Source organism: Wylensekiella montiformis, assembly GCF_009697385.1.
GTDB lineage: Bacteria > Bacillota > Negativicutes > Selenomonadales > Selenomonadaceae > Selenomonas_A > Selenomonas_A montiformis.
In genome coordinates this window covers 151,303-173,145 of record NZ_VUNL01000006.1, presented here as the reverse complement: position 1 = coordinate 173,145, position 21,843 = coordinate 151,303, and the positions used below count along the sequence as shown (strand labels likewise).

The 21,843-nt window shown below is 52.3% G+C and carries 18 protein-coding genes and 1 other annotated feature; of the genes, 17 read left to right on the top strand and 1 reads right to left on the bottom strand.

Features of this window, described 5'->3' with window-relative positions; all coding sequences use genetic code 11:
* Positions 1–76 precede the first annotated feature (76 nt).
* The 3 genes from FYJ78_RS07065 to mnmM are packed head-to-tail and all read left to right on the top strand — an operon-like array spanning position 77 to position 4,683.
* The gene (locus tag FYJ78_RS07065; protein ID WP_268878427.1) at positions 77–1,276 is read left to right on the top strand and encodes a multidrug effflux MFS transporter; all 1,200 of its coding nucleotides are present in this window, start codon (positions 77–79) and stop codon (positions 1,274–1,276) included.
* Positions 1,266–4,094 carry an excinuclease ABC subunit UvrA gene (gene uvrA, locus FYJ78_RS07060; protein WP_154620694.1) on the top strand — a complete coding sequence of 943 codons (2,829 nt, stop codon included), beginning with the start codon at positions 1,266–1,268 and terminating at the stop codon, positions 4,092–4,094. The genes FYJ78_RS07065 and uvrA overlap by 11 nt, the downstream gene beginning before the upstream one ends.
* 22 nt (positions 4,095–4,116) lie before the next feature.
* Positions 4,117–4,683: a tRNA 5-(aminomethyl)-2-thiouridylate-methyltransferase MnmM gene (mnmM, locus tag FYJ78_RS07055; protein WP_328597673.1), complete on the top strand. Its 567-nt coding sequence runs from the start codon at positions 4,117–4,119 to the stop codon at positions 4,681–4,683.
* Positions 4,684–4,748: 65 nt separating this feature from the next.
* Here mnmM and FYJ78_RS07050 read toward each other — a convergent pair whose 3' ends face one another.
* Positions 4,749–5,984, bottom strand: coding sequence for a VanW family protein (locus tag FYJ78_RS07050; RefSeq protein WP_154620691.1), 1,236 nt, complete (start codon positions 5,982–5,984; stop codon positions 4,749–4,751).
* Positions 5,985–6,133: 149 nt separating this feature from the next.
* Positions 6,134–6,353, top strand: a binding site (T-box leader).
* Positions 6,354–6,388: 35 nt separating this feature from the next.
* On the opposite strand from FYJ78_RS07050, the gene FYJ78_RS07045 reads away from it, so the two are divergent.
* The 14 genes from FYJ78_RS07045 (at position 6,389) to FYJ78_RS06980 (ending at position 21,829) form a co-directional block, all read left to right on the top strand.
* The gene (locus tag FYJ78_RS07045) at positions 6,389–9,067 is read left to right on the top strand and encodes a valine--tRNA ligase (RefSeq protein WP_154620690.1); all 2,679 of its coding nucleotides are present in this window, start codon (positions 6,389–6,391) and stop codon (positions 9,065–9,067) included.
* Between the two features lie 14 nt (positions 9,068–9,081).
* The gene (locus FYJ78_RS07040) at positions 9,082–10,389 is read left to right on the top strand and encodes a bifunctional folylpolyglutamate synthase/dihydrofolate synthase (RefSeq protein ID WP_154620689.1); all 1,308 of its coding nucleotides are present in this window, start codon (positions 9,082–9,084) and stop codon (positions 10,387–10,389) included.
* A complete protein-coding gene (locus FYJ78_RS07035; RefSeq protein WP_154620688.1) occupies positions 10,386–11,816 on the top strand; it encodes an O-antigen ligase family protein in 1,431 nt (476 codons plus the stop codon). Before FYJ78_RS07040 ends, FYJ78_RS07035 begins: the two co-directional genes overlap by 4 nt.
* Positions 11,813–12,463 carry a redox-sensing transcriptional repressor Rex gene (locus FYJ78_RS07030; protein ID WP_268878430.1) on the top strand — a complete coding sequence of 217 codons (651 nt, stop codon included), beginning with the start codon at positions 11,813–11,815 and terminating at the stop codon, positions 12,461–12,463. Before FYJ78_RS07035 ends, FYJ78_RS07030 begins: the two co-directional genes overlap by 4 nt.
* Positions 12,464–12,746: 283 nt before the next feature.
* Complete coding sequence (gene scpC, locus FYJ78_RS07025; protein WP_154620685.1) at positions 12,747–14,246, top strand: succinyl-CoA:acetate CoA-transferase ScpC; 1,500 nt, start codon at positions 12,747–12,749, stop codon at positions 14,244–14,246.
* A 59-nt stretch (positions 14,247–14,305) separates the two neighbouring features.
* A complete protein-coding gene (locus FYJ78_RS07020) occupies positions 14,306–15,961 on the top strand; it encodes an acyl-CoA mutase large subunit family protein (RefSeq protein WP_154620683.1) in 1,656 nt (551 codons plus the stop codon).
* A 51-nt stretch (positions 15,962–16,012) separates the two neighbouring features.
* A complete protein-coding gene (locus FYJ78_RS07015; RefSeq protein ID WP_154620682.1) occupies positions 16,013–16,408 on the top strand; it encodes a cobalamin B12-binding domain-containing protein in 396 nt (131 codons plus the stop codon).
* A gap of 140 nt (positions 16,409–16,548) precedes the next feature.
* Positions 16,549–17,487: a methylmalonyl Co-A mutase-associated GTPase MeaB gene (gene meaB / locus FYJ78_RS07010; RefSeq protein ID WP_154620680.1), complete on the top strand. Its 939-nt coding sequence runs from the start codon at positions 16,549–16,551 to the stop codon at positions 17,485–17,487.
* 15 nt (positions 17,488–17,502) lie between these two features.
* Positions 17,503–17,919, top strand: coding sequence for a methylmalonyl-CoA epimerase (gene mce, locus FYJ78_RS07005; RefSeq protein WP_154620679.1), 417 nt, complete (start codon positions 17,503–17,505; stop codon positions 17,917–17,919).
* Positions 17,920–18,058: 139 nt separating this feature from the next.
* Positions 18,059–19,588, top strand: coding sequence for a methylmalonyl-CoA decarboxylase subunit alpha (gene mmdA / locus FYJ78_RS07000; RefSeq protein WP_154620678.1), 1,530 nt, complete (start codon positions 18,059–18,061; stop codon positions 19,586–19,588).
* Between the two features lie 20 nt (positions 19,589–19,608).
* On the top strand, positions 19,609–19,764 hold the full coding sequence (locus tag FYJ78_RS06995) for a methylmalonyl-CoA carboxyltransferase (protein WP_154620677.1): 156 nt from the start codon (positions 19,609–19,611) through the stop codon (positions 19,762–19,764).
* A 38-nt stretch (positions 19,765–19,802) separates the two neighbouring features.
* Entirely contained in the window at positions 19,803–20,180 is a 378-nt protein-coding gene (locus FYJ78_RS06990) for a biotin/lipoyl-containing protein (RefSeq protein ID WP_154620676.1), read from the top strand.
* Between the two features lie 180 nt (positions 20,181–20,360).
* Complete coding sequence (locus FYJ78_RS06985) at positions 20,361–21,257, top strand: metal ABC transporter substrate-binding protein (RefSeq protein WP_235899923.1); 897 nt, start codon at positions 20,361–20,363, stop codon at positions 21,255–21,257.
* 119 nt (positions 21,258–21,376) lie between these two features.
* A complete protein-coding gene (locus tag FYJ78_RS06980; protein ID WP_154620675.1) occupies positions 21,377–21,829 on the top strand; it encodes a CtsR family transcriptional regulator in 453 nt (150 codons plus the stop codon).
* Positions 21,830–21,843: the final 14 nt, after the last annotated feature.

Below are 21,843 nucleotides of genomic sequence, written 5' to 3'. Positions count from 1 at the left end.
ATTTGCGACTATAAAGCTTTGCTTGGGAGACGCAGAGCAGGAGAAGAGTGAAATGTGAGTTGAAGGAGGAGAGCGTTTGATCTTGCATTCAGAGAAAAAATTTTTTTTGACCGTATTTCTTGGGATTATGACGGCAATGGCGCCGCTTTCGACGGATATGTATCTGCCCGCATTGCCGGAGATGAGCGTGGATTTCGGTATATCCGCATCGCTGACGCAGCTGACTCTTACCATGACTATGTTCGGCATGGCGCTGGGACAGATGTTCATGGGCCCGCTTTCGGACCGGTTCGGGCGAAAGATACCGCTGATGTGCGGCATGGCTGTTTTTACCGCGGCAAGTTTCGGCGCCTGTCTGGCGGAGAGTATTACGATATTTCTTGCCTTTCGTTTTTTGCAGGGGTTCAGCGGAGCAAGCGGGATTGTCATCGCCCGCGCGATTGCGCGTGATGTTGCTGAGGGCCCGGAACTCACTCGTTTTTTTGCCGTTTTGATGCTGGTCAATGGCGTGGCGCCGGTTGCTGCGCCGGTCATTGGCGGACAGATCCTTCGGTTTGCGGACTGGCGCGCTGTCTTTGCTGTTCTTATGCTGATTGGTATGGCACAGTTCATCTCTACGCTGCGTTATCGAGAGACGCTTTCCCCCGTGGAGCGCATCCGGAGTGTCGGGCAATCCTTTTTGAAGTTTCCGATGCTGATGCGTGATCGTTATTTCAGGGGGCATTGTCTGCTGCAGTTGTTTTTCTTTAGTTCCTTTTTTTCTTATATCGGCGGGAGTTCGTTTGTCTTTCAGAACGTTTATCATGTTTCGGCTCAGACGTACAGTTTGATGTTCGGCGGTATTGGCATAGGTCTCTTTCTGGCTGGGATGGTGCCGGCACGTCTGGCTGGGCGGGTATGTGATGAAAAACTGTTGGAGATTTCTCTTTTTATTCCGCTCATCGGTTCTGTTTTTTTGCTGGCTGGATTTTTGCTGAATGCCCCCATGATGTATACCCTTCTGGTACTTTTTGTGACGATCGTTCCGCTTTCTGTGATGGGGACGGCGAGTTTTTCTCTCGCGCTTTCCAGACAGGGGAGAAATGCCGGGGCGGCGAGCGCGCTGCTTGGCTTTAGTCAGATGATCCTGGGCAGCGCCATGATGCCGATTGTCGGCGCAGCTGGTGACAGCAATCCTATACCCATGGCCGTACTGATGCTGTCCGGGTATGTGCTGAGCGGAGCCGTGTATTGGATGATGATCCGGAAGAAAGGTGGATCTGGAAATGGAAAATAGTATTAAAATCAAGGGGGCGCGCGCGCATAACCTGAAAAATATCGATGTGGAGATTCCACGTGATAAATTGGTGGTCATTACCGGCTTGTCCGGATCAGGCAAGTCCTCTCTGGCGTTCGATACGATCTATGCCGAGGGGCAGCGCCGCTATGTCGAGTCGCTGTCCTCTTATGCCCGGCAGTTTCTGGGGCAGATGGATAAGCCGGATGTGGACAATATTGACGGACTCTCTCCGGCAATTTCTATCGATCAGAAGACGACAAGCCATAATCCGCGTTCGACGGTCGGCACTGTGACGGAGATCTATGATTATCTTCGCTTGCTGTTTGCCCGTGTCGGACGCCCGCATTGTCCCAAGTGCGGAAAGCCGATCGCGCAGCAGACTGTGGATCAGATGATCGATCAGATTCAGACCCTGCCGGAACGTACGAAACTGCTGATCATGGCGCAGGTTGTACGTGGTAAAAAAGGAGAACACAAAAAGGTTCTGGAACATATCCGTCATGAGGGATACGTCCGCGTGCGCATTGACGGTGAAGTCTATGATGTCAACGAAGATATCGCATTGGAAAAAAATAAAAAACATACGATTGAGGTCGTCGTTGATCGTCTGATCGTGCGGGAAGGGATGGAGCAGCGTCTGGCCGATTCTCTGGAGACCGCGCTGAAGCTTGGAGAGGGCGTCGTTTATGTCCAGATTGTGGATGGCGAGCTTTTGATGTTCAGCGAGAATTTTGCCTGTGTAGACTGCGGCATTAGTCTGCCGGAAATTACACCGCGTATGTTTTCTTTTAATAATCCTTACGGGGCATGTCCGGTTTGCATGGGGCTTGGCAGCCATATGGAATTCGATGAAGAACTTGTTGTGCCGGATCCGTCGCTGTCCGTTGGTCAGGGGGTATTTGCTCCGCTGTCCAAAAATCCGCACTCCTATGCCATGTGTGCGATGTCTGCGGTATTGGCTGATTATGGATATACGACGGATACACCTTGGAAAGATATGGATAAAACGACGAGACAGGTTCTGCTGCATGGTGCCGGTGAAGAGAAATTCCGCTTTCAGTACACGAATATGTTCGGTGAACGAAAGGAATATTATGTAGAGTTTGAGGGCGTACTGCCCCTGCTGTCGCGCCGCTATCGGGAGACGGATTCCGATGAAATGCGCGAGTCGTATGAGAACTATATGACAGCGATTCCCTGTCCGGCCTGTCACGGCGCCCGTCTGAAACCGGAGACATTGGCGGTGACGGTCGGAGGGAAGAATATCCATGATGTTACGGAGCTTACCATTCGCGAAGCGGATGAATTTTTTGCAACGGTGGAGCTTACGGCACGCGAGCAGAAAATCGCGGCGCAGATCCTCAAAGAAATTCATGCGCGCCTGAATTTCCTGCTGAATGTCGGTCTGGATTATCTGACTCTGTCGCGTTCGGCCGGTACGCTTTCCGGAGGAGAAGCTCAGCGTATTCGTCTGGCTACCCAGATCGGTTCTGGTTTGCAGGGTGTGCTTTATGTATTGGACGAACCGAGTATCGGCCTGCATCAGCGCGATAATAACCGTCTGCTGGCCACGCTGAAAAAACTGCGCGATTTGGGCAATACGCTCATTGTCGTTGAGCATGATGAGGATACGATGTATGCGGCAGATCATATTATCGACATCGGTCCCGGCGCGGGAGCGCATGGCGGACGAGTGGTCGCACAGGGTACGGCACAGGAGATCATGAAGGTTCCTGAATCCGTGACCGGACAATACCTGTCCCGCCGCAGGTTCATTCCTGTTCCATCGAAGCGCAGACCGGGCAATGGGCATTACATTGAGGTCGTCGGCGCGCAGGAAAATAATCTCAAGAATATCCGCGTGAAGTTCCCGCTTGGAACCATGACGCTGGTGACCGGAGTGTCCGGCTCCGGCAAAAGTACGCTGGTCAATGAAATCCTTTATAAAGGAATTGCCTCCAGGCTGTACCATGCCAAGGGAAAGCCGGGCAGGCATAAAAAAATAAAAGGGTTGGAGTATATCGATAAAATCATCGATATTGATCAGCAGCCGATCGGGCGTACGCCGCGATCTAATCCGGCGACCTATACCGGCGTATTTGATGCGATTCGCGAATTATTCAGCCAGACTTCCGAGTCGAAAATGCGCGGTTATAAAGCGGGACGCTTCAGTTTTAACGTTAAGGGCGGCCGCTGTGAGGCATGCAAGGGAGACGGGATTTTAAAGATCGAGATGCATTTTCTTCCGGATGTCTATGTACCCTGTGAGGTCTGCAAGGGGGCGCGCTATAACCGGGAAACGCTGGAGGTGCGTTATAAGGGGAAAAATATTTCCGAGGTACTCAATATGACCATTGATGAAGCTTTGGATTTTTTCCAGAATGTACCGCGCATTGCGCGAAAACTGCAAGTGATTCAGGACGTAGGTCTTGGCTATATCAAGCTCGGACAGCCGGCGACAACCCTTTCCGGCGGCGAAGCCCAGCGCGTCAAGCTCGCGACAGAGCTCGCGCGCCGCAGCACGGGCCGCACGCTCTACATCCTCGATGAGCCGACGACTGGCCTGCATACTGCGGATATCCATAAGCTTTTGGACATCCTGCATCGTCTGGTTGACGGCGGCGATACGGTGGTGATCATTGAACATAATCTCGACGTGATCAAGACGGCGGATTATATCATTGATCTCGGACCGGAGGGCGGCGATAAAGGAGGTACGATTGTAGCGGAAGGACGGCCGGAAGATATCGTCAAGGTAAAGGAGTCGTATACCGGAAGGTTCCTGCGGCCCTTGCTGGAAGAAAAGAACGGATGAGAGGCGGGAAATCTTGCAAACAGTGAGCAATGTTCTGGAACAGGGCCGATTTTCATTGCTTCGCGTGTTGGGAAAAGCACGTTTGGTCGTGGATGCGACGGCCGGAAATGGGAGGGATACCCTGTTTCTGGCTGAACATACTCCGCCGGAAGCTCATATTTATGCCTTTGATATTCAGAAAGAAGCCATACAAAAGACGCGGGCTGTTACCGCTGCGTATGCCGAAAAGATTCATTATCTGGTGTGTGGACATGAATTTCTTGGTCAGATCGTTCCTGAAGAAATCGATGTGGCGGTGTTTAATCTCGGATATCTGCCGGGAGCAGATCATGGTATCACCACCCGGACGGAAACGACAAGACGCGCGGCGGCTGCGGCGCTGACCAGACTGCGGGTTCATGGAATATGTCTGATCACCGTGTATCCGGGGCATCCGGAAGGTTCGGCGGAGGCGGACATGCTGGCCGGATATCTTTCTCGGCTTCCGGTGCATGAATTCACGGTTGGCTGTTATCAGCTGATGAATCATAAGAAAACAGCGCCGTATCTTTATTTAATCGAACGGACCGGCAGGCGCTGTCCTGTTTGATTTTCCCTACAAAAAGGAGGTCCTGTCGGCTCGTGGCAGCCGGCAGGACCTCTGTTTTGTAATCATCAGGAGTAATTGTCGGTATGAAGATATTCGCGTTCTACGATCTGCCCGTTCTGTTTCCATAGGCGGTAAAGCGATGGACGGCCGGCAGGTCCGTCGGTCAGAAGGGAAATCGATCGGCCGTTCAGATCGGATCTGGTTCCCAGTACATAAATGGTCAGGGCAGAGCCTGTATTGGCGATTCGGAGATAGACCGGATGCGGCAGGGGATTGCGAAAGGAAAAATCGAGCAGATCATCGGCAACCGTAGCATCGCGTCCTGCCGGTACATAGTGGGAGGGCAGAGAGTGACTGCTTCGCTCCGTCGGCGTCATTCCTGCAAGCAGGATGGCATTATAGAGCGTGGAGCTTACCTGACAGACTCCGCCGCCTACATCGACAGCCGGTTCTCCGTCGACAATGACGCCGGCATCTTTGTAGCCGGCAGAACGGGTGCGGCGTCCGACGATGCGGTTAAAGGAGAGCTCTGCCTGACTGCGTATCAGGACGCCCTGTAGGTGGCTGGCGGCGATGCCGATATTGTCTCCGCGGTCGCCGGGCTGAAATCTGGTCGTGTAGGCACCAAGCACGGTGTCGATATCGGCCAGATCCTCGTCGCGAACGAAGGGAAGCTGTTCCTCTGGCTCCAAATGGACGGACACGGTACGTGCAAGCCCTTCCAGCTGCGATCTTAGCGTGTCGGCTACCGGCTGGATATCGAGATTCAGTCCGATTACAGCCGGTATTTTCTTGATTCGTCCATCTGGAAGGAGACGCGCTGAGGCATTGACCGGCTGGCGTTCGATGTCCTTCTGTATTTGTATCAGCCGACTGTTCAGCAAGTCTTCGTCGTAGGCGCCGGTAAGGCGGATGCTGCGCCCGGTGAGCGCACAGCGCATTTGCGTTATCAGGTTTAGAAAAAAACCGTTTTCCCGTCCTGTCCGGTATGCTTCATCGGCAGCCTGATCGACGTTGGCATGAAGGGCGATATCCTCAGGGCGTATGTTCCAGCTTCGGTCCTTGAACGTAAGGACGATCGCGGTTTGTTTGAGCTTTTGCTGCGCTGTTTTTTCAAAGTAGCGGTGTACTTCCTGTCTGGACATGCCGGCCAGCGTGACTCCATCGGATTGGACACCCATGGCAACGCGGTCCTCATTGTTCATGGAGACAGAAATGCTGCCGATAATGACCACAATAAAAGCGAAAAGGATCGTAAAAGCAGCGATAAGTTTTGCTAAAGAGAAGGAAGATACATTCATGTGATACCAATGCTCCTATGAGAAATTTACTTTCATTATAGCCGTTTCTCATAGAAGTGGCAATGGAAGAAAGCTCATCGTGCTGCACCGGGATAGACCAGTTGCAAATTGCCAGTAGGTATGATAAAATAATTTTCATCTTGATGTTGTGAAAGACGATGAGGAAGAGGAGTACGTCAGCCGGGTGCTGCAGCGAGGGGACGGACGGTGCAAGTCCTTGTGCCTGCTGGCGGAAGGTAGCTTCTGAGTTGCTTTGCTGAATGAAAAGTAAGCGGAGACGCGGGCCGCGTTATGGCATGGAGCTGCAGGGCTGTCAGGCTTTGCGGGAACATTGGTGGTACCACGAAAGCAGGCGCTTTCGTCCTTTGGGACGGAAGCGCTTTATTTTTTTGAGGAGGATTTTTATGCCGGAAAAAGAAGAGCTGGGGAACAACATCCCAAAGGTTTATGATCCGCAATTGTTTGAGAAGAAATGGTACTCATTTTGGGAAAAGAATAAATTTTTCCATGCGGAGGTGGATAAGAACAAGAAGCCGTACAGCATGGTCATCCCGCCGCCGAACGTCACGGGTCAGCTGCACATGGGCCACGCGCTCGACAATACGCTGCAGGATATTTTGATCCGCTATCACCGCATGCAGGGCTGCAACACGGTTTGGATCCCGGGCTGCGACCACGCGGGCATTGCGACGCAGGCCAAGGTCGAGGGAAAGCTGCGCGAGGAGGGTACGAACCGCTATGAGCTCGGCCGCGAGAAGTTCCTCGAGCGCGTCTGGGACTGGAAGGAGAAGTTCGGCAGCCGCATCATGTTCCAGCTGCGCTCCCTCGGCTCCTCGCTCGACTGGGACCGCGAGCGCTTCACGATGGATGAGGGCTGCAGCCGCGCTGTGCGCGAGGTGTTCGTGAGCCTCTATGAGAAGGGGCTCATCTATCAGGGAACGCGTATTACGAACTGGTGTCCGTCGTGCAACACGGCCATCTCGGACATCGAGGTCGAGCACGAGACGGAGAAGGGCCATCTCTGGCACCTGCGCTATGAGGTAGAGGGCGAACCGGGCAAGTATGTCGAGATCGCGACGGCGCGTCCGGAGACGATGTTCGGCGATACGGGCGTCGCGGTACATCCGGACGATGAGCGCTACAAGGATCTCGTCGGCAAGACGCTGATCCTGCCGGTCGTCGGCCGCCGCATTCCGCTGTTCGCTGACGAGTATGTCGACAAGGAGTTCGGCACGGGCGCGGTCAAGGTCACGCCGGCGCACGATCCGAACGACTTCGAGATGGGCCAGCGCCATCACCTTGAGGAAATCAAGGTCATCGGCAATACGGGCAAGATGCTCGAGGGAGCCGGAAAATACGCGGGCATGGACCGCTACGAATGCCGTAAGGCGCTTGTCAAGGAACTCGAGGAGACGGGCGTTCTCGTCTTGGTCGAGGAGCATGAGCACGCCGTTGGTCACTGCTCGCGCTGCCATTCGACGATTGAGCCGCTCGTCTCGAAGCAGTGGTTCGTCAAGATGGAGAGCCTTGCCAAGCCGGCCATCGAGGCGGTGAAGGACGGCCGCATCCAGTTCGTGCCGGAGCGCTTCACGAAGACGTACATCAACTGGCTCGAGAACATCCGCGACTGGTGCATCTCGCGCCAGCTCTGGTGGGGTCACCGCATCCCCGCCTGGTACTGTGACGACTGCGGCGAGACGAGCGTCTCGCGCACGGATCTCACGGCATGCCCGCACTGCGGGAGCCACCATATCCATCAGGATGAGGATGTGCTCGACACCTGGTTCAGCTCGGGCCTCTGGCCGTTCGAGACGTTCGGCTGGCCGGATAAGACGCCGGAGCTCGCGCAGTTCTACCCGACGTCGACGCTCGTCACGGGCTATGACATTATCTTCTTCTGGGTCGCGCGCATGGTCATGATGGGGCTGGAGTTCGGCAAGGACATCCCATTCCATCACGTATTCATCCACGGCCTCGTGCGCGACAGTCAGGGCCGCAAGATGAGCAAGTCCCTCGGCAACGGCATCGATCCCGTCGAGGTCATCGAGAAGTATGGCGCCGATACGCTGCGTTTCATGCTCATCACGGGCAACACGCCGGGCAACGATATGCGCTTCTATTGGGAGCGCGTCGAGAGCGCGCGCAATTTTGCAAACAAGATCTGGAACGCGTCGCGCTACATCCTCATGAACCTCGAGGGCTTCGACCGCGCGTTCCGCCCGGAGAAGGCGGACTACACGCTTGCGGACCGCTGGATCCTCTCGCGCTTCGCGCGCACGGAGCAGGGCGTCACGGAGAGTCTTGACAAGTTCGAGCTCGGCGAGGCGGGCCGCATGATCTACGAGTTCCTCTGGAATGAGTTCTGTGATTGGTACATCGAACTCACGAAGGCGCGCCTCTACGACAAGGAGAATGTGCGCGCGAAGAACACGGCGCTCTATGTGCTCTCCTATGTCCTCGAGAACACGCTGCGCCTGCTGCATCCCTTTATGCCGTTCCTCACGGAGGAAATCTGGCAGAAGGTGCCGCATGATACGCGTTTCCCGAGCATCATGATCGCCGACTGGCCGAAGGGCGACGAAGCCTTCATCGATGATGAGACGGAGGCGCAGATGACGGCTATCATGGAGACCATCAAGACTGTCCGCAACCTGCGTGCCGAGGTCGGCGCAGCGCCGGGGCACAGAAGCGAGGTTATGCTGCATTTCACGGAAAGCGGGCTGCATCCGGTTTTTGCCGCGCATCAGGGCTATCTTCAGGCTTTGGCGGCCGCCGATCCGGTCACTTTCCTGGCCGATGATGCCGAGAAACCGGACAATGCTATGTCCGGCATTGTTGCCGGTGTGGAGATTTTCCTGCCGCTCAAGGGGCTCATTGATGTAGAAAAAGAGACGAACCGCCTTCAGAAGGAATTGGATAAGCTTGAGAAAGAAATCAAGCGTCTGACGGGTAAGCTGAGCAATGAAGGATTCCTTCGAAAGGCGCCGGAACAGATCGTGGCGGGAGAGAGAGAGAAGCTGGCCGGCTATGAGGAGAAGAAAAAATCGGTGGAAACCCGTATAAGAGATCTTGCGGAACTTTGATAGGAGCGACAAGCATGAATTATCAGGAAGCCTTGTCCTATCTGGATGGGCTGAATATCTTTGGGGTCAGGCTGGGGCTTTCGCGTATCCGCCGTTTACTGGAACTTCTGGACCTTCCGCAGGATCGCTACCGGACGATTCATGTAACCGGGACGAACGGAAAGGGCTCGGTATCCGCTATGTTAGCAGGCATCCTTCTTCGTTCGGAGATACATACCGGTCTGTATACTTCGCCGCATCTGGTGTCGTATACGGAGCGGATTCAGGTGGATGGACAGCCGATCGGTGAGCAGGAGTTTGCAGACTGTCTGGCGGTTGTCCGCGGCTGTATTGACCGGATGGAGGCTGAGGGGGCTGAATGCCCGACGCAGTTTGAAGTGCTTACAGCGATGGCATTCTACTACTTTGCCGTCCGCCGTGTGGAATATGCAGTGATTGAAGTGGGGCTGGGAGGACTGCTCGATTCCACGAATGTCATTGTGCCGGAAGTATCTGTGATCACGAATGTTTCTATGGAACATGCAGACCGCTGCGGCGGAACACTGGAGGGGATTGCCCGCCATAAAGCCGGGATAATCAAAGACGGCGTGCCTGTGGTCACAGCGGCTTCGGGAGTGCCGCTGGATATCATACGGCATACGGCAGAAGAGCGAAATTCGGATATCTTTGTTGCCGGGGAGGATTTTCATACGAATTATTTATCCTGTGACGGGCATACGCAAAGGCTGGAATTTTCTTCGGCATTGCTGGGGATTTCGAACGAGCCCTATGAACTGCACCTGCTTGGCCGGCATCAGGTGGAAAACAGTTCTGTGGCGGTAATGACGGCGGCTCTTCTTCACAACATAGACAGTCGTATCCGGGCAAAGACGGTCGATGAGGCTCTTCGGCTGGTGACCTGGCCGGCCCGTTTTGAGCGCATCGACCGGGGGCGGCAGACCGTTATTGTGGATGGCGCTCATAATCCGGCAGGGATGATGGCGCTGCGGGACAGTCTGGACCTTTATTTTCCGGCGGAGCAGCGCGTCCTGCTTCTTGGTATTCTCAGGGACAAGGACATTGATTCCATGCTCGATATTCTTCTTCGTCCGAATGACACGGTTGTTGTTACTACGCCGCATTCAGACCGGGCGGCAGATCTTTTGGATTTGTCTCGCAGAGCGGCTCCGCATGTGCAGCATGTCGAGGCGGTGGCGGATAATGCCGAGGCGCTGGATCGCGCATTGGAACTGGCAAACGGAGAAAAACTTCTGGTTATGGCTGGTTCGCTGTATCTTGTGGGCGGTGTGCGTCAGCTTCTGGAACGGAGGGATGCGTTATGAGGACAAGCTCCGGTACGGACCCGGATTTTCGTCAGCGGCGCCGCGACGCGGCACGCGAACGATGGAAAGGCCGCATCGCAAGATGGTCCTGGTACGCTGTGCTGGCGGAAACCTTTCTGCTCGCTTTATATCCGGCTGGGGCAATCGCTGCCCTGCTGGCTGCTGTTCTGCTCCTGCTGGTGAGGCTGCGGCTGGATCCATCATTCTGTCTCCGACATCTCCCCTTTGATGTTCCGGCAGGGCTGTTCATTCTGATCAGCGGTGTTTCCGTATTGGCTTCGCCGGATCGGGGTTTCAGTTTCTATAATTGGTACAATCTGGTCGGGGTCTATGCCCTGACTTATCTGGTTGTCGGGCAGCAGATCCGCACTTCGGCGCAGCTTCGCGAATGGCTGACTGCGCTGGGAATGGCTGCCGTTCTGGTCGTGCTTTACGGATTTTATCAGTATGTGTTCGGTATCGATATCAGTGCGATGAAATGGGTAGACGGCGACGCTTTTCCCGAATTGCGGAAGCGGGTATTTTCTACCTGGGAGAATCCGAATATACTGGCGGGATATCTCGATATCATGATATGTATGGCGTTTGGCTTGTTCATCAAGGCGGATTCCAAAGGCAAGCGCTGTGTGCTCGGCGTGGCAATGCTGTTGCTGGCAGCCTGCCTGGCCATGACCTATGCCCGCGGCGCCTGCCTTGTCATTGCCATCCTTTTTGCGATTTATGGTGTGCTGAAAGACCGGCGTGTTTTGCTGACTTGCCTGGTGGTAGGGGGCGGCCTTTTGTTGCTGGATCCAGTCCTTTATGAACGGCTGGCTTCCGTGTTTACGAAAGTGGATACGTCTTCGGAAATGCGGCTGGCTTTTTGGGAAAGCACGGTGGCCATGATACAGGATCATCCGTTTTTGGGGATCGGCTGGGGAGCCTATTGGATGGTTTATCCGGAGTATGATTTCTATTTGCAGGGAGCAGATATTCGCATTGTACACGCACATAATCTCTACCTGAATTATGCGGCTGAGATCGGTCTGCCGGGAGCTGCTGCGTTTTTGTGGTTTTTCTTTGGGACAATGATTACTGCCCTGCGTCAGACATTTCGGGTGAACGGTTCCTCAAAAGCGCAGGAGGCAGAGGTTTCCAAAAAGAACGAAGAGGGGAAGGAAACGAAGGAAGAACAGCAGGTAGACGAATGCGCAGTATCTTCTTTCGCTCCTTTGTTTCTTCCTTTTTGGCAGGAGTTTCTCCAGTGGCCGGCGTCCCGCCTTTTGGAAGGGGCATCACTGGGGATGGGACTGGCTGTGCTTTCGATTGCCCTGAATGGGCTGACGGATGATTTGCTGTTTAATATTCCGTCATCGATGTTGTTCTGGATGCTGGCAGCTGCGGCATCTGCTGTTTCCCTGCAGCATGAGGAGATCATCGCCAGCTGAGAAAGAGAGGCGTTCCTATGAAAGAGAAAGTCAATATTTCCAAGGCGACAATCGATCGCCTTCCCCTTTATTTTCGTACGCTGCGATTGGCACAGGACGAAGGGATCGATATTATCTCTTCCGACGAGCTCGGAAGAAGACTGGGAATCACACCGGAGCAGATTCGTAAGGATCTGGCTTCCTTCGGCCAGTTTGGGAAAAAAGGCGTCGGCTATTATGTCAATGAGCTGAAGCGCAATGTCGGCGAGATTCTTGGATTGAATAACCATTGGAACATTGCTGTGGTCGGTATCGGGCATTTGGGCGCAGCGCTGGCCAATTACCAGAATTTTGTCACGCTGGGCTTCAATCTTGTTGCGCTGTTTGATCAGGATCCTAACGTAATCGGCAGGACGGTCAATCATGTTAAAGTGGAAGATATCCGCAATATCAAGCAAATCGTCAAGGAGAGAAATATTCAGATTGGGATTATCGCTGTTCCTGCTGCCTTTGCGCAGGGAGTGGCCGATAAATTGGTCGAATCCGGCGTGAAAGGGATATGGAATTTCGCACCAATCAAGATGGAAGTGCCGGAATCCATGCACATCGTGAATGAAGATCTGTCTATTGGATTGAGCAGTTTATCCTATCACATTACCAGAAAATAAACAGGATATTGAATATGTGAAGATTGGAACAAAATGCCATGAACCGCCGTCAACTCTATCTTGACGGCGGTTTCTTTTCGTGATATTCTTATGAATGGGACATAAGTGGAGCATACCATTACGATAATTTATAATTATAATTCATGGTCTCGATAACTTCTTGTTATCAGTGAGAATCTGGATTAAATCGTAATAAGGAATTTTAAACGCGACACCTGGTCCCGGACGTTAAAATCTGTTGTCGGAACCGAACGGGGAGGACACTGATGAGGGAGGATTTTCCATGATAGATATTCTCGATCGCGTGCGCAACAAAGCGCTGCAGGCGAAAATTGTGACGGCAGAAGAGGCCGCAGCCTTTTTCCAGCCGGGAATGAATGTCGCAACCAGCGGCTTTACGGCATCTGCTTACCCGAAAGCAGTACCGCTTGCTCTGGCGGAACGCATGAAAAAGGAACCGTTTACGATCAATTTGTGGACTGGTGCCTCAACCGGCCCGGAACTTGATGATGCTTTGGCTGCGGTACATGGAATCAAGAAGCGTCTGCCGTATCAGACCGACAAGGTACTGCGGAATGAGATCAATGATGGTTCGGTCAATTATCTTGACCTCCATTTGTCAGAGTCTGCACAGCTCAGCCGCTGCGGCTATCTTGGCAAGATCGATGTGGCTGTTGTGGAAGCCTGTGCGATTACAGAAGATGGGAACATCATTCCGACTACATCTTTGGGGAATGCGGCTTCTTATGTACAGAGTGCAGATACCGTTATCGTCGAAGTGAATACCTCGCAGCCGCTGGATCTTGAGGGTATGCACGATGTGTACATTCCGATGGATCCGCCGAATCGTCTGCCGATTCCGATCGTTAAGGCCAGCGACCGCGTGGGAACGCCGTATATCCCCTGCACACCGGAAAAGATTAAGTATATCGTTCCCTGTGATATACCGGATCATACTCGTTCCCTGAAGGCGATCGATGAAAATTCCAAAAAAATGAGCCAGTTTACACTGGATTTCCTCAAAAAGGAGATTCAGGCGGGACGCATGCCGGAAAATCTGCTTCCGCTCCAGTCTGGTGTCGGCAATGTGGCCAATGCGGTCATCGCCGGATTTGTCGATTCTGATCTCAAAGATCTTACGGTATATACAGAGGTCATTCAGGATGGCATGCTGGATCTCATTGATGCCGGCAAGCTGAATTTTGCGTCTGGCACGGCGTTCAGCCCGTCGCCGGAGGGAATGGCTCGTTTCTATAAGGACGTCGCAAAATATAAGAAATATCTGCTGCTTCGTCCGGAAGAAATTTCCAACAGCCCGGAAGTCGTTCATCGTCTCGGCGTGATCGCTATGAATACGGCGATTGAGGTTGATATTTATGGCAATGTCAATTCGACGCATATTACGGGGACGAAAATGATGAACGGTATCGGCGGCAGCGGCGACTTTGCCCGCAATGCTTATCTGACGATCTTTTATACGCCGTCCGTTGCAAAAGACGGAAAGATTTCCTCTGTGGTTCCTATGTGTTCGCATGTGGATCATACCGAACATGATGTGGATATTATCATCACCGAACAGGGCATCGCAGATCTTCGGGGCAAGGCACCGCGTGAACGCGCTCTGGAAATCATCAACCACTGCGCACACCCGGATTACCGGCCCATTCTGCTGGATTATTTCCAGCGTGCCGATGCGGCGACGAAACATGCAAATACCCCGCATCTCCTTCATGAAGCACTTTCCTTCCATGAGCGGTTCGTGGAAAATGGAAGCATGAAATAAAAAATATAAAAAGATATAAAGGGATATATTGGACTGAATGAATCAGGAGGAATTTCCAAATGAGCACAGAACATGAGAAAATTCAGGCGGAGCTTGCCAAATATCAGGCAAGCGTGGAAAAGGCAGTAGCCCGTTTCCCGGAGCGCGATCATCTCCCGGAGCAGCGTTTGTACACGCCGCTGGACATCAAGGATACGGATTATGCGGATGAGATCAGTTTCCCAGGCGTTTATCCATATACCCGCGGTGTTCAGCCGACGATGTATCGCGGCCGTTTCTGGACGATGCGTATGTATGCGGGATTCTCTACGGCGGAGGAATCCAACAAGCGTTACCGCATGCTGATTGAGAACGGTGCAACAGGCCTGTCCTGCGCTTTTGACCTGCCGACCCAGATTGGATATGATTCCACGGATCCGATTTCGGAAGGCGAGGTCGGCAAAGTCGGTGTTGCCATCGATTCGCTGGCCGACATGGAAGTCTTATTTGATCAGATTGATCTTGGCAAGGTATCAACCTCTATGACCATCAATGCGCCGGCATCGGTTCTGCTGGCCATGTATATCGCTGTGGCGGAAAAGCAGGGCGTTCCTGCTGATCAGCTGCGCGGTACAATCCAGAATGATATTCTCAAGGAATATGCTGCGCGCGGCACGTACATTTTCCCGCCGCGTCCGTCCATGCGCCTGATCACGAACATCTTTGAGTATTGCTCGAAGAATGTGCCGAAATGGAATACGATCTCCATTTCCGGTTACCATATCCGTGAGGCAGGTTCCACGGCTGCTCAGGAGATCGCCTTCACGATCGCCGATGGTATCGCCTATTGCGAAGCGGCTATCAAGGCAGGTCTGAAGATCGATGATTTCGCCGGCCGGCTCTCTTTCTTCTGGAATGCGCATAACAATGTACTGGAGGAAGTCGCTAAGTTCCGTGCTTCCCGCCGAATCTGGGCAAAGGTTATGAAGGAACGTTTCCATGCAGAAAAGGACAAGAGCATGAAGCTGCGTTTCCACACGCAGACGGCTGGTTCCATGCTGACGGCTCAGCAGCCGAACAATAATATCGTTCGTGTTGCGCTGCAGACGGCTGCCGCTGTCATGGGCGGAACGCAGTCCCTGCACACGAATTCCCGCGATGAAGCATTGGCTCTTCCGACGCAGGAGTCGGTTACGATTGCGCTGCGCACGCAGCAGATCGTTGCGTATGAAAGCGGTCTGGCTGATGTCATCGACCCGCTGGCAGGCTCCTATTATGTAGAAGCTATGACCAATAAGATCGAAGCGGAAGCATGGGATTATATCAAAAAGATTGACGATATGGGCGGCGCCGTGGCAGCAATTGAAAAAGGGTATATCCAGAAAGAGATTCAGGATTCTGCTTACAAATGGCAGATGGATGTCGAGTCCGGTGCCCGCACGATCGTTGGCGTCAACAAATTCCAGATGGAAAACGAAGAACCTCCGAAAGACCTGCTGAAAGTCGATGAAGCTGTCGGTGAGCGTCAGAAGGCAAAGGTCAACGAGCTCAAGGCGAAACGGGACAATGAGGCAGTGAAGGCTGCGCTGGCTGATCTTAAAAAGGCATGTCAGGACGAGCAGGAAAATCTCATGCCGCATATTCTCGCTGCGGTCAAGACCTATGCAACATTGGGTGAGATCTGCAACGTCATGCGCGAAGTCTTTGGCGAATATGAGGCGCATGTCAGCCTGTGATTCATATCGTATGGGTTGATCAGCGATAAGCGATGGTTGGAGGAATTCAAAATGGAAAAGAAAATTAGAGTATTAGTTGCCAAACCGGGCTTGGACGGTCATGACCGCGGGGCAAAGGTTGTTGCCCGTGCTTTGCGTGATGCGGGGTTTGAAGTCGTATATACGGGACTTCGTCAGACTCCGGAGCAGATTGCAGAGGCAGCACTGCAGGAAGATGTCAATGTCGTTGCTATGAGCATCCTTTCGGGCGCGCATGGTCATTTGTTCCCGAAAGTTGTTGACCTGATTCGTGAAAAGGGGATGGATGATGTCCTGATCATTGGCGGCGGTGTCATTCCTGAGACCGATATTCCTGCCCTGAAAGAAGCCGGCGTAGCGGAAGTATTCACTCCGGGAACGCCGACTGGTGATGTCGTAAACTTCATCAAGGAGCATGTGAAACTCTGACAAGACAGGTAGTGTTGAGAGTGTTGTTCCCGAAGCAGCTGACAGGCTGTTTCGGGAACGTACTCACAGCACTATTTTCGTGTAGAAAGCAGTCAACGAAAGAATAAGATCCAGTTTACAATTGGAAAGGCGGTGGCAGTTTGAATATTGCAGAAGAACTGCTGAAGGGCAACAGGCTGGCGCTTTCCCGTGCGATTACGGCAATTGAGAACGAGTATGATGAGGCAACGGATATCATGAAAAAATTGTATCCGCACACCGGTCATGCGTATGTTCTGGGCATTACAGGCCCTCCGGGAGCAGGAAAGAGTACCCTGACGGATAAAATTGCCAGGGAATACCGGAAGCAGGGGAAGACCGTCGGTATTGTTGCTGTTGATCCGACAAGCCCATTTACAGGAGGAGCGATTCTTGGCGACCGTATCCGGATGAATGGACTGACGCTTGACGAGGGAGTCTTTATCCGCAGCATGGGAACCCGGGGCAGTCTTGGCGGCTTGTCCCATAAGACAGCCGATGCAGTAAAAGCAATGGATGCTTTTGGAAAGGACATCATTATCGTTGAGACGGTTGGCGTAGGGCAGTCTGAGGTGGATATTGTCAAGGCCGCCGATACGACGGTAGTTGTGCTGATTCCGGGAATGGGCGATGATATTCAGGCCATTAAAGCAGGAATCCTGGAAATCGGTGATCTTTATTGTATCAATAAGTCGGATCTTGACGGAGCGGATAAGCTGGTCCGGGAAATAAATATGATGCTGGATCTGGATAGCTTTATGACGGATTGGCGTCCCCCGATTACTAAGGTCGTGGCCAGCCAGAACGAGGGAATTTCCGACCTTTTGGCGACGGTGGAGAAGCATCGGGACTATATTGAAAAGAACGGGCAGCTGACGGCAAGACGTACCAAGCGAACGCGGGATGAAATGCTGGATATTTTGCGCAGCAATATCGGCGCATATATCAAGGGCAGGATTGTGGACAGCGGGCGTTTGGATGCTTACGTAGAAAAGATCAGAAAAAGAGAAACGGACCCGTATACTGTGGTAGGCAGTGTAATGAAGGAAATGCTCAGATGAACAGGAGGAACGAATATGTTTAAGGTTTTAGGTGTAGATCATATTGGCGTAGCAGTAGCAGATCTCAAAGAAGTTGGCGCTTTCTGGGGGGATGTCCTCGGGCTGCCGGCCAATGGAGAAGAAACCGTTGCAGAGCAGAAGGTGACGACGGGATTTTTCCCGACGCCGAACGGCAGTGAGATTGAACTGCTGGCTGCAACGGAGGAGTCCTCTCCGATTGCCAAATTCATTGAAAAAAATAATGGGCGGGGCGGTATTCAGCATATTGCGCTGCGCGTGGATGATCTTGAGGCCGCACTGGCGGATCTGAAAGAAAAAGGGGTTCGCCTCATTGATGAGAAACCTCGTAAAGGGGCCGGCGGTGCCAAGATTGCTTTCGTTCATCCGAAAGCTTCTCATGGCGTTCTTCTTGAACTTTGCCAGCGTGACTGATTCCTCTTCTGCGTATTTTATTACCTGGTAATCAATTAGTCTTGCAATTTTCACACGAATAGTGCAAAATAGAGATTGCAGAACATGAGAAAAAGGGCGAGGCCCGGATTTCTCGCAAGCTAATTATAGGAGGTATATAATGGCTACTGTTCAGGAAAAGATTGACTTAATGCATGCAAAAAAAGAACATATCATGCAGGGCGGCGGTCAGGCACGTATTGACAAGCAGCATGCGAAGGGCAAACAGACAGCCCGTGAGCGCATCAACAAGCTGTTTGACGAGGGAACCTTCGTCGAATTGGATATGTTCATGAAGCATCGCTGCACGAATTTCGGCCAGGAGAAGAAAGAGCTTCCCGGCGAAGGCGTTGTTACAGGCTATGGTACGATTGACGGCCGCCTTGTCTATGCCTATGCACAGGATTTTACAGTGGAAGGCGGATCGCTGGGCGAGAAGCACGCACATAAGATCTGGAAGGTCATGGATCTTGCGATGAAGATGGGAGCCCCCTGTATCGGCATCAATGATTCAGGCGGAGCCCGTATTCAGGAAGCGGTTGATGCCTTGTCCGGCTATGGCGGCATTTTTTACCGCAATACGGCGGCTTCGGGTGTTATTCCGCAGATCTCCGTTATCATGGGGCCGTGCGCGGGCGGTGCGGTATACAGCCCGGCGATCACGGACTTTATCTACATGGTTAAGAATACGAGCCAGATGTTCATCACCGGCCCGGCCGTCATCAAGTCGGTCACGGCGGAGGAAGTCACAGCGGAAGCTCTTGGCGGTGCGATGACGCACAATACGCGCAGCGGCGTTGCGCATTTTGCTGCAGAGGATGAAGATGACTGCATCAAGCAGATTCGCTATCTGCTGTCCTTCCTGCCGAGCAATAATATGGAAGATGCGCCTGTCCTTGAGACCGGTGATGATCCGGATCGTCAGGATGAGAGTCTCAATACGGTCATTCCGGACAATCCGAATGCGCCGTACGATATGAAAGACGTCATCCGCTCCATCGTCGATAACGGAGAGTTCTACGAAGTTCATGAACATTTCGCTACGAACATTATCTGCTGCTTCGCGCGTTTTGACGGCCGCAGCGTAGGCATTATCGCCAACCAGCCGAATGTAATGGCCGGCTGTCTGGATGTCGATGCTTCCGACAAATCCGCACGGTTTATCCGTTTCTGTGATGCGTTCAACATTCCTTTGGTTAATCTTGTCGATGTACCGGGTTTCCTTCCGGGTGTTGATCAGGAGCATAATGGTATCATTCGTCATGGTGCAAAAATGCTGTATGCTTATAGCGAGGCTACCGTTCCTAAAGTTACGGTTATTACACGCAAGGCTTACGGCGGTTCGTACATTGCTATGTGCTGCCGTGAGTTAGGCGCCGATCAGGTCATGGCATGGCCGACCTCTGAGATTGCTGTTATGGGACCGGCTGGTGCGGCGAACATTATTTTCCGCAAGGATCCGGATAAAGAGGCAAAAACGGCGGAATATGTCGAGAATTTTGCTACGCCGTATGTCGCTGCTGAACGCGGCTATGTGGATATGGTCATTGAGCCGAAGGAGACGCGTCCGCGTATTATTACGGCATTGAATGCACTGGCCAGCAAGCGTGAAGTCGGCCCGGCCAAGAAGCATGGGAACATCCCGCTTTGATGGAACCGGAGGGGAGCATCATGAAAACAGAAGCAAAGGGCGTTTCTCCGGAAATTGTGGCGGCGATTTCAGCCGCTGTCCGGATGATGACGGAAAATAAAGTCATCGCTGTACGCATCAAGCGCAGCGATGTGTGGGCAGTGTCTGCCCGGGGCGGTCTGGCCAGACCGTTTTGATCGTTTCCGAAGTGGATAACTGTTTGGAGGAATTCATAATGAAAAAGTTCAACATCACCGTGAATGGTACTGCCTATGAAGTAGAAGTAGAAGAGGTAAAATCTGCTCCGGCGGCTGCTCCGAAAGCCGCTGCTCCGGCTCCGAAAGCCGCTCCGGCCGCGCCGGCTGCGCCGAAAAAAGCTGCTACTGCCGCTGCCGCGGGCGAGCATTCTATCGACGCGCCGATGCCGGGCAAAATTGTCAAGCTTGTTGCTCAGGAAGGTCAAGCTGTTAAGGCTGGGGATACGCTGCTGATTCTTGAAGCAATGAAAATGCAGAATGAGATTGCCGCAGACGCAGATGGCACGGTTAAGGCATTTAATGTTGATGCCGGCCAGAGCGTTAAAGCACATGAGTCGCTGGTTATTCTCGGCTGATTGTTTTTGGTTCAGAAAGGGCTTCCTGCTGCAGGAAGTCCTTTTTTTATGAAATTTTCGGCTCTTGCGGGGTCGGGGCAAGGTCAGAGATTCATCGGTACTGTTTGTGATGCAGGATACTTGACACTTCTGATAAAATGATAAATGAGAAATATTTTTATCTGTATGGAGGATGACGCATTGAAAAAAATTTTGACCGTACTGGCTGTCGGGCTGCTTTGCCTGCTGCTGGCCGCCGGCTGTGGGAGCCAGCAACAGCGTGGAGAGCGAAAAGACTTTACGATTGTGACTTCCTTTTATCCTATGTATATTGATGTTCTCAATATCACGAAGGGCATTGATGGGGTTAAGGTGGTCAATATGACAAAGCCTCAGACGGGCTGCCTGCACGATTATCAGCTGACTACAGAAGATATGAAAACGCTGGAACAGGCCGATGTATTTGTTGTTAATGGCGCTGGCATGGAAGCGTTTTTGGATAAAGCACGCAAGCAGCAGAAGCTGAAAGTGATTGAGGCATCCGATAATCCGGACATTTCCTTTATTACTGATGATGGAGAAGATAATCCGCATGTATGGATGTCTGTTACGTATGCGATTGCGCAGGTACAGACCATTACGTCTAAACTTTGTGAGGCGGACCCGGATCATGCGGATGCTTACCGCAAGAATGCGTTGGAGTATTGTACGAAACTGGAAGATTTGAAAAAGGAGATGCATGCGCAGCTGGACGACCTCCCGCACAAAGATATTGTGACCTTTCATGAAGCCTTTCCTTATCTGGCCAAAGAATTTCACTTGAATATCGTGAGCGTTATTGAACATGAACCGGGAACCGACCCATCTCCGCAGGAACTGGAAGCGACGATTTCCGCAGTGAATCGGATGCCGGTGAAGGTTCTGTTTACGGAACCACAGTATTCGCCGGCGGCAGCGGAGACCATTGCCCGGGAGACTGGTGCAGGGATTTATACGCTGGATCCCGTGGTAACCGGGGAAGCGGATGAACGTGCTGCCGACGCTTATATTGAAACCATGAAGCGGAATATGGATGTACTCAAACAGGCTCTGCAATAAGATCGCAGGGGCGGGAATTTTGAAGAAATTCCCGCTTTTTTCTTGCCAAAAGTCAAATAAACAAATATAATAGAATTAAATAAAAGTCAAATGGTCAATTCATGTTGAAGGTGAGTAATATGAGCAATATTGCAGATTTGATTGAAGCTTATATCCTGCGTCAGCTGGCTGCCCGTCAGGACGGTAAAGTTGAGCTTCGCCGGACGGATATCGCTGATGAGATTTCCTGTGCGCCATCGCAGATCAGTTATGTTCTTTCGACCCGTTTTACGCAGGATAAGGGGTTTGTAGTAGAATCCCGCCGTGGATTGGGCGGTTATATTCGTATTGTTCAGATTCCGATGAAAAACATGGTGTATCAGGATATGCTGGAAAAAATTGATGAGGAAACGGAGCTGCCGTTGGTGCAGTCCATGGTGCATTATCTGCTGAAGCATCAAATGGTGACGAATCGGGAGGCAGCTCTTATGATGCAGTTTGTGGTTTCAGTCTATCAGGCAGAACATATTACCCCGAAAGAGCGCGTCCATCTGCTTAAGTCCATGATTATGACGCTGGAAAATTTCTCATAGATGACAGATTGGAC

Excerpts from the sequence above, each read along its gene's own strand:
- FYJ78_RS06995 (WP_154620677.1), top strand. The coding sequence starts at position 19,609 with ATGAAAACAGAAGCAAAGGGCGTTTCTCCGGAAATTGTGGCGGCGATT.
- scpC (WP_154620685.1), top strand. The coding sequence starts at position 12,747 with ATGATAGATATTCTCGATCGCGTGCGCAACAAAGCGCTGCAGGCGAAA.
- FYJ78_RS07015 (WP_154620682.1), top strand. The coding sequence starts at position 16,013 with ATGGAAAAGAAAATTAGAGTATTAGTTGCCAAACCGGGCTTGGACGGT.
- mmdA (WP_154620678.1), top strand. The coding sequence starts at position 18,059 with ATGGCTACTGTTCAGGAAAAGATTGACTTAATGCATGCAAAAAAAGAA.
- FYJ78_RS07050 (WP_154620691.1), bottom strand. The coding sequence starts at position 5,984 with ATGAATGTATCTTCCTTCTCTTTAGCAAAACTTATCGCTGCTTTTACG.
- FYJ78_RS07040 (WP_154620689.1), top strand. The coding sequence starts at position 9,082 with ATGAATTATCAGGAAGCCTTGTCCTATCTGGATGGGCTGAATATCTTT.
- FYJ78_RS07045 (WP_154620690.1), top strand. The coding sequence starts at position 6,389 with ATGCCGGAAAAAGAAGAGCTGGGGAACAACATCCCAAAGGTTTATGAT.
- FYJ78_RS07035 (WP_154620688.1), top strand. The coding sequence starts at position 10,386 with ATGAGGACAAGCTCCGGTACGGACCCGGATTTTCGTCAGCGGCGCCGC.
- FYJ78_RS07020 (WP_154620683.1), top strand. The coding sequence starts at position 14,306 with ATGAGCACAGAACATGAGAAAATTCAGGCGGAGCTTGCCAAATATCAG.
- mce (WP_154620679.1), top strand. The coding sequence starts at position 17,503 with ATGTTTAAGGTTTTAGGTGTAGATCATATTGGCGTAGCAGTAGCAGAT.
- uvrA (WP_154620694.1), top strand. The coding sequence starts at position 1,266 with ATGGAAAATAGTATTAAAATCAAGGGGGCGCGCGCGCATAACCTGAAA.
- FYJ78_RS06980 (WP_154620675.1), top strand. The coding sequence starts at position 21,377 with ATGAGCAATATTGCAGATTTGATTGAAGCTTATATCCTGCGTCAGCTG.
- FYJ78_RS06990 (WP_154620676.1), top strand. The coding sequence starts at position 19,803 with ATGAAAAAGTTCAACATCACCGTGAATGGTACTGCCTATGAAGTAGAA.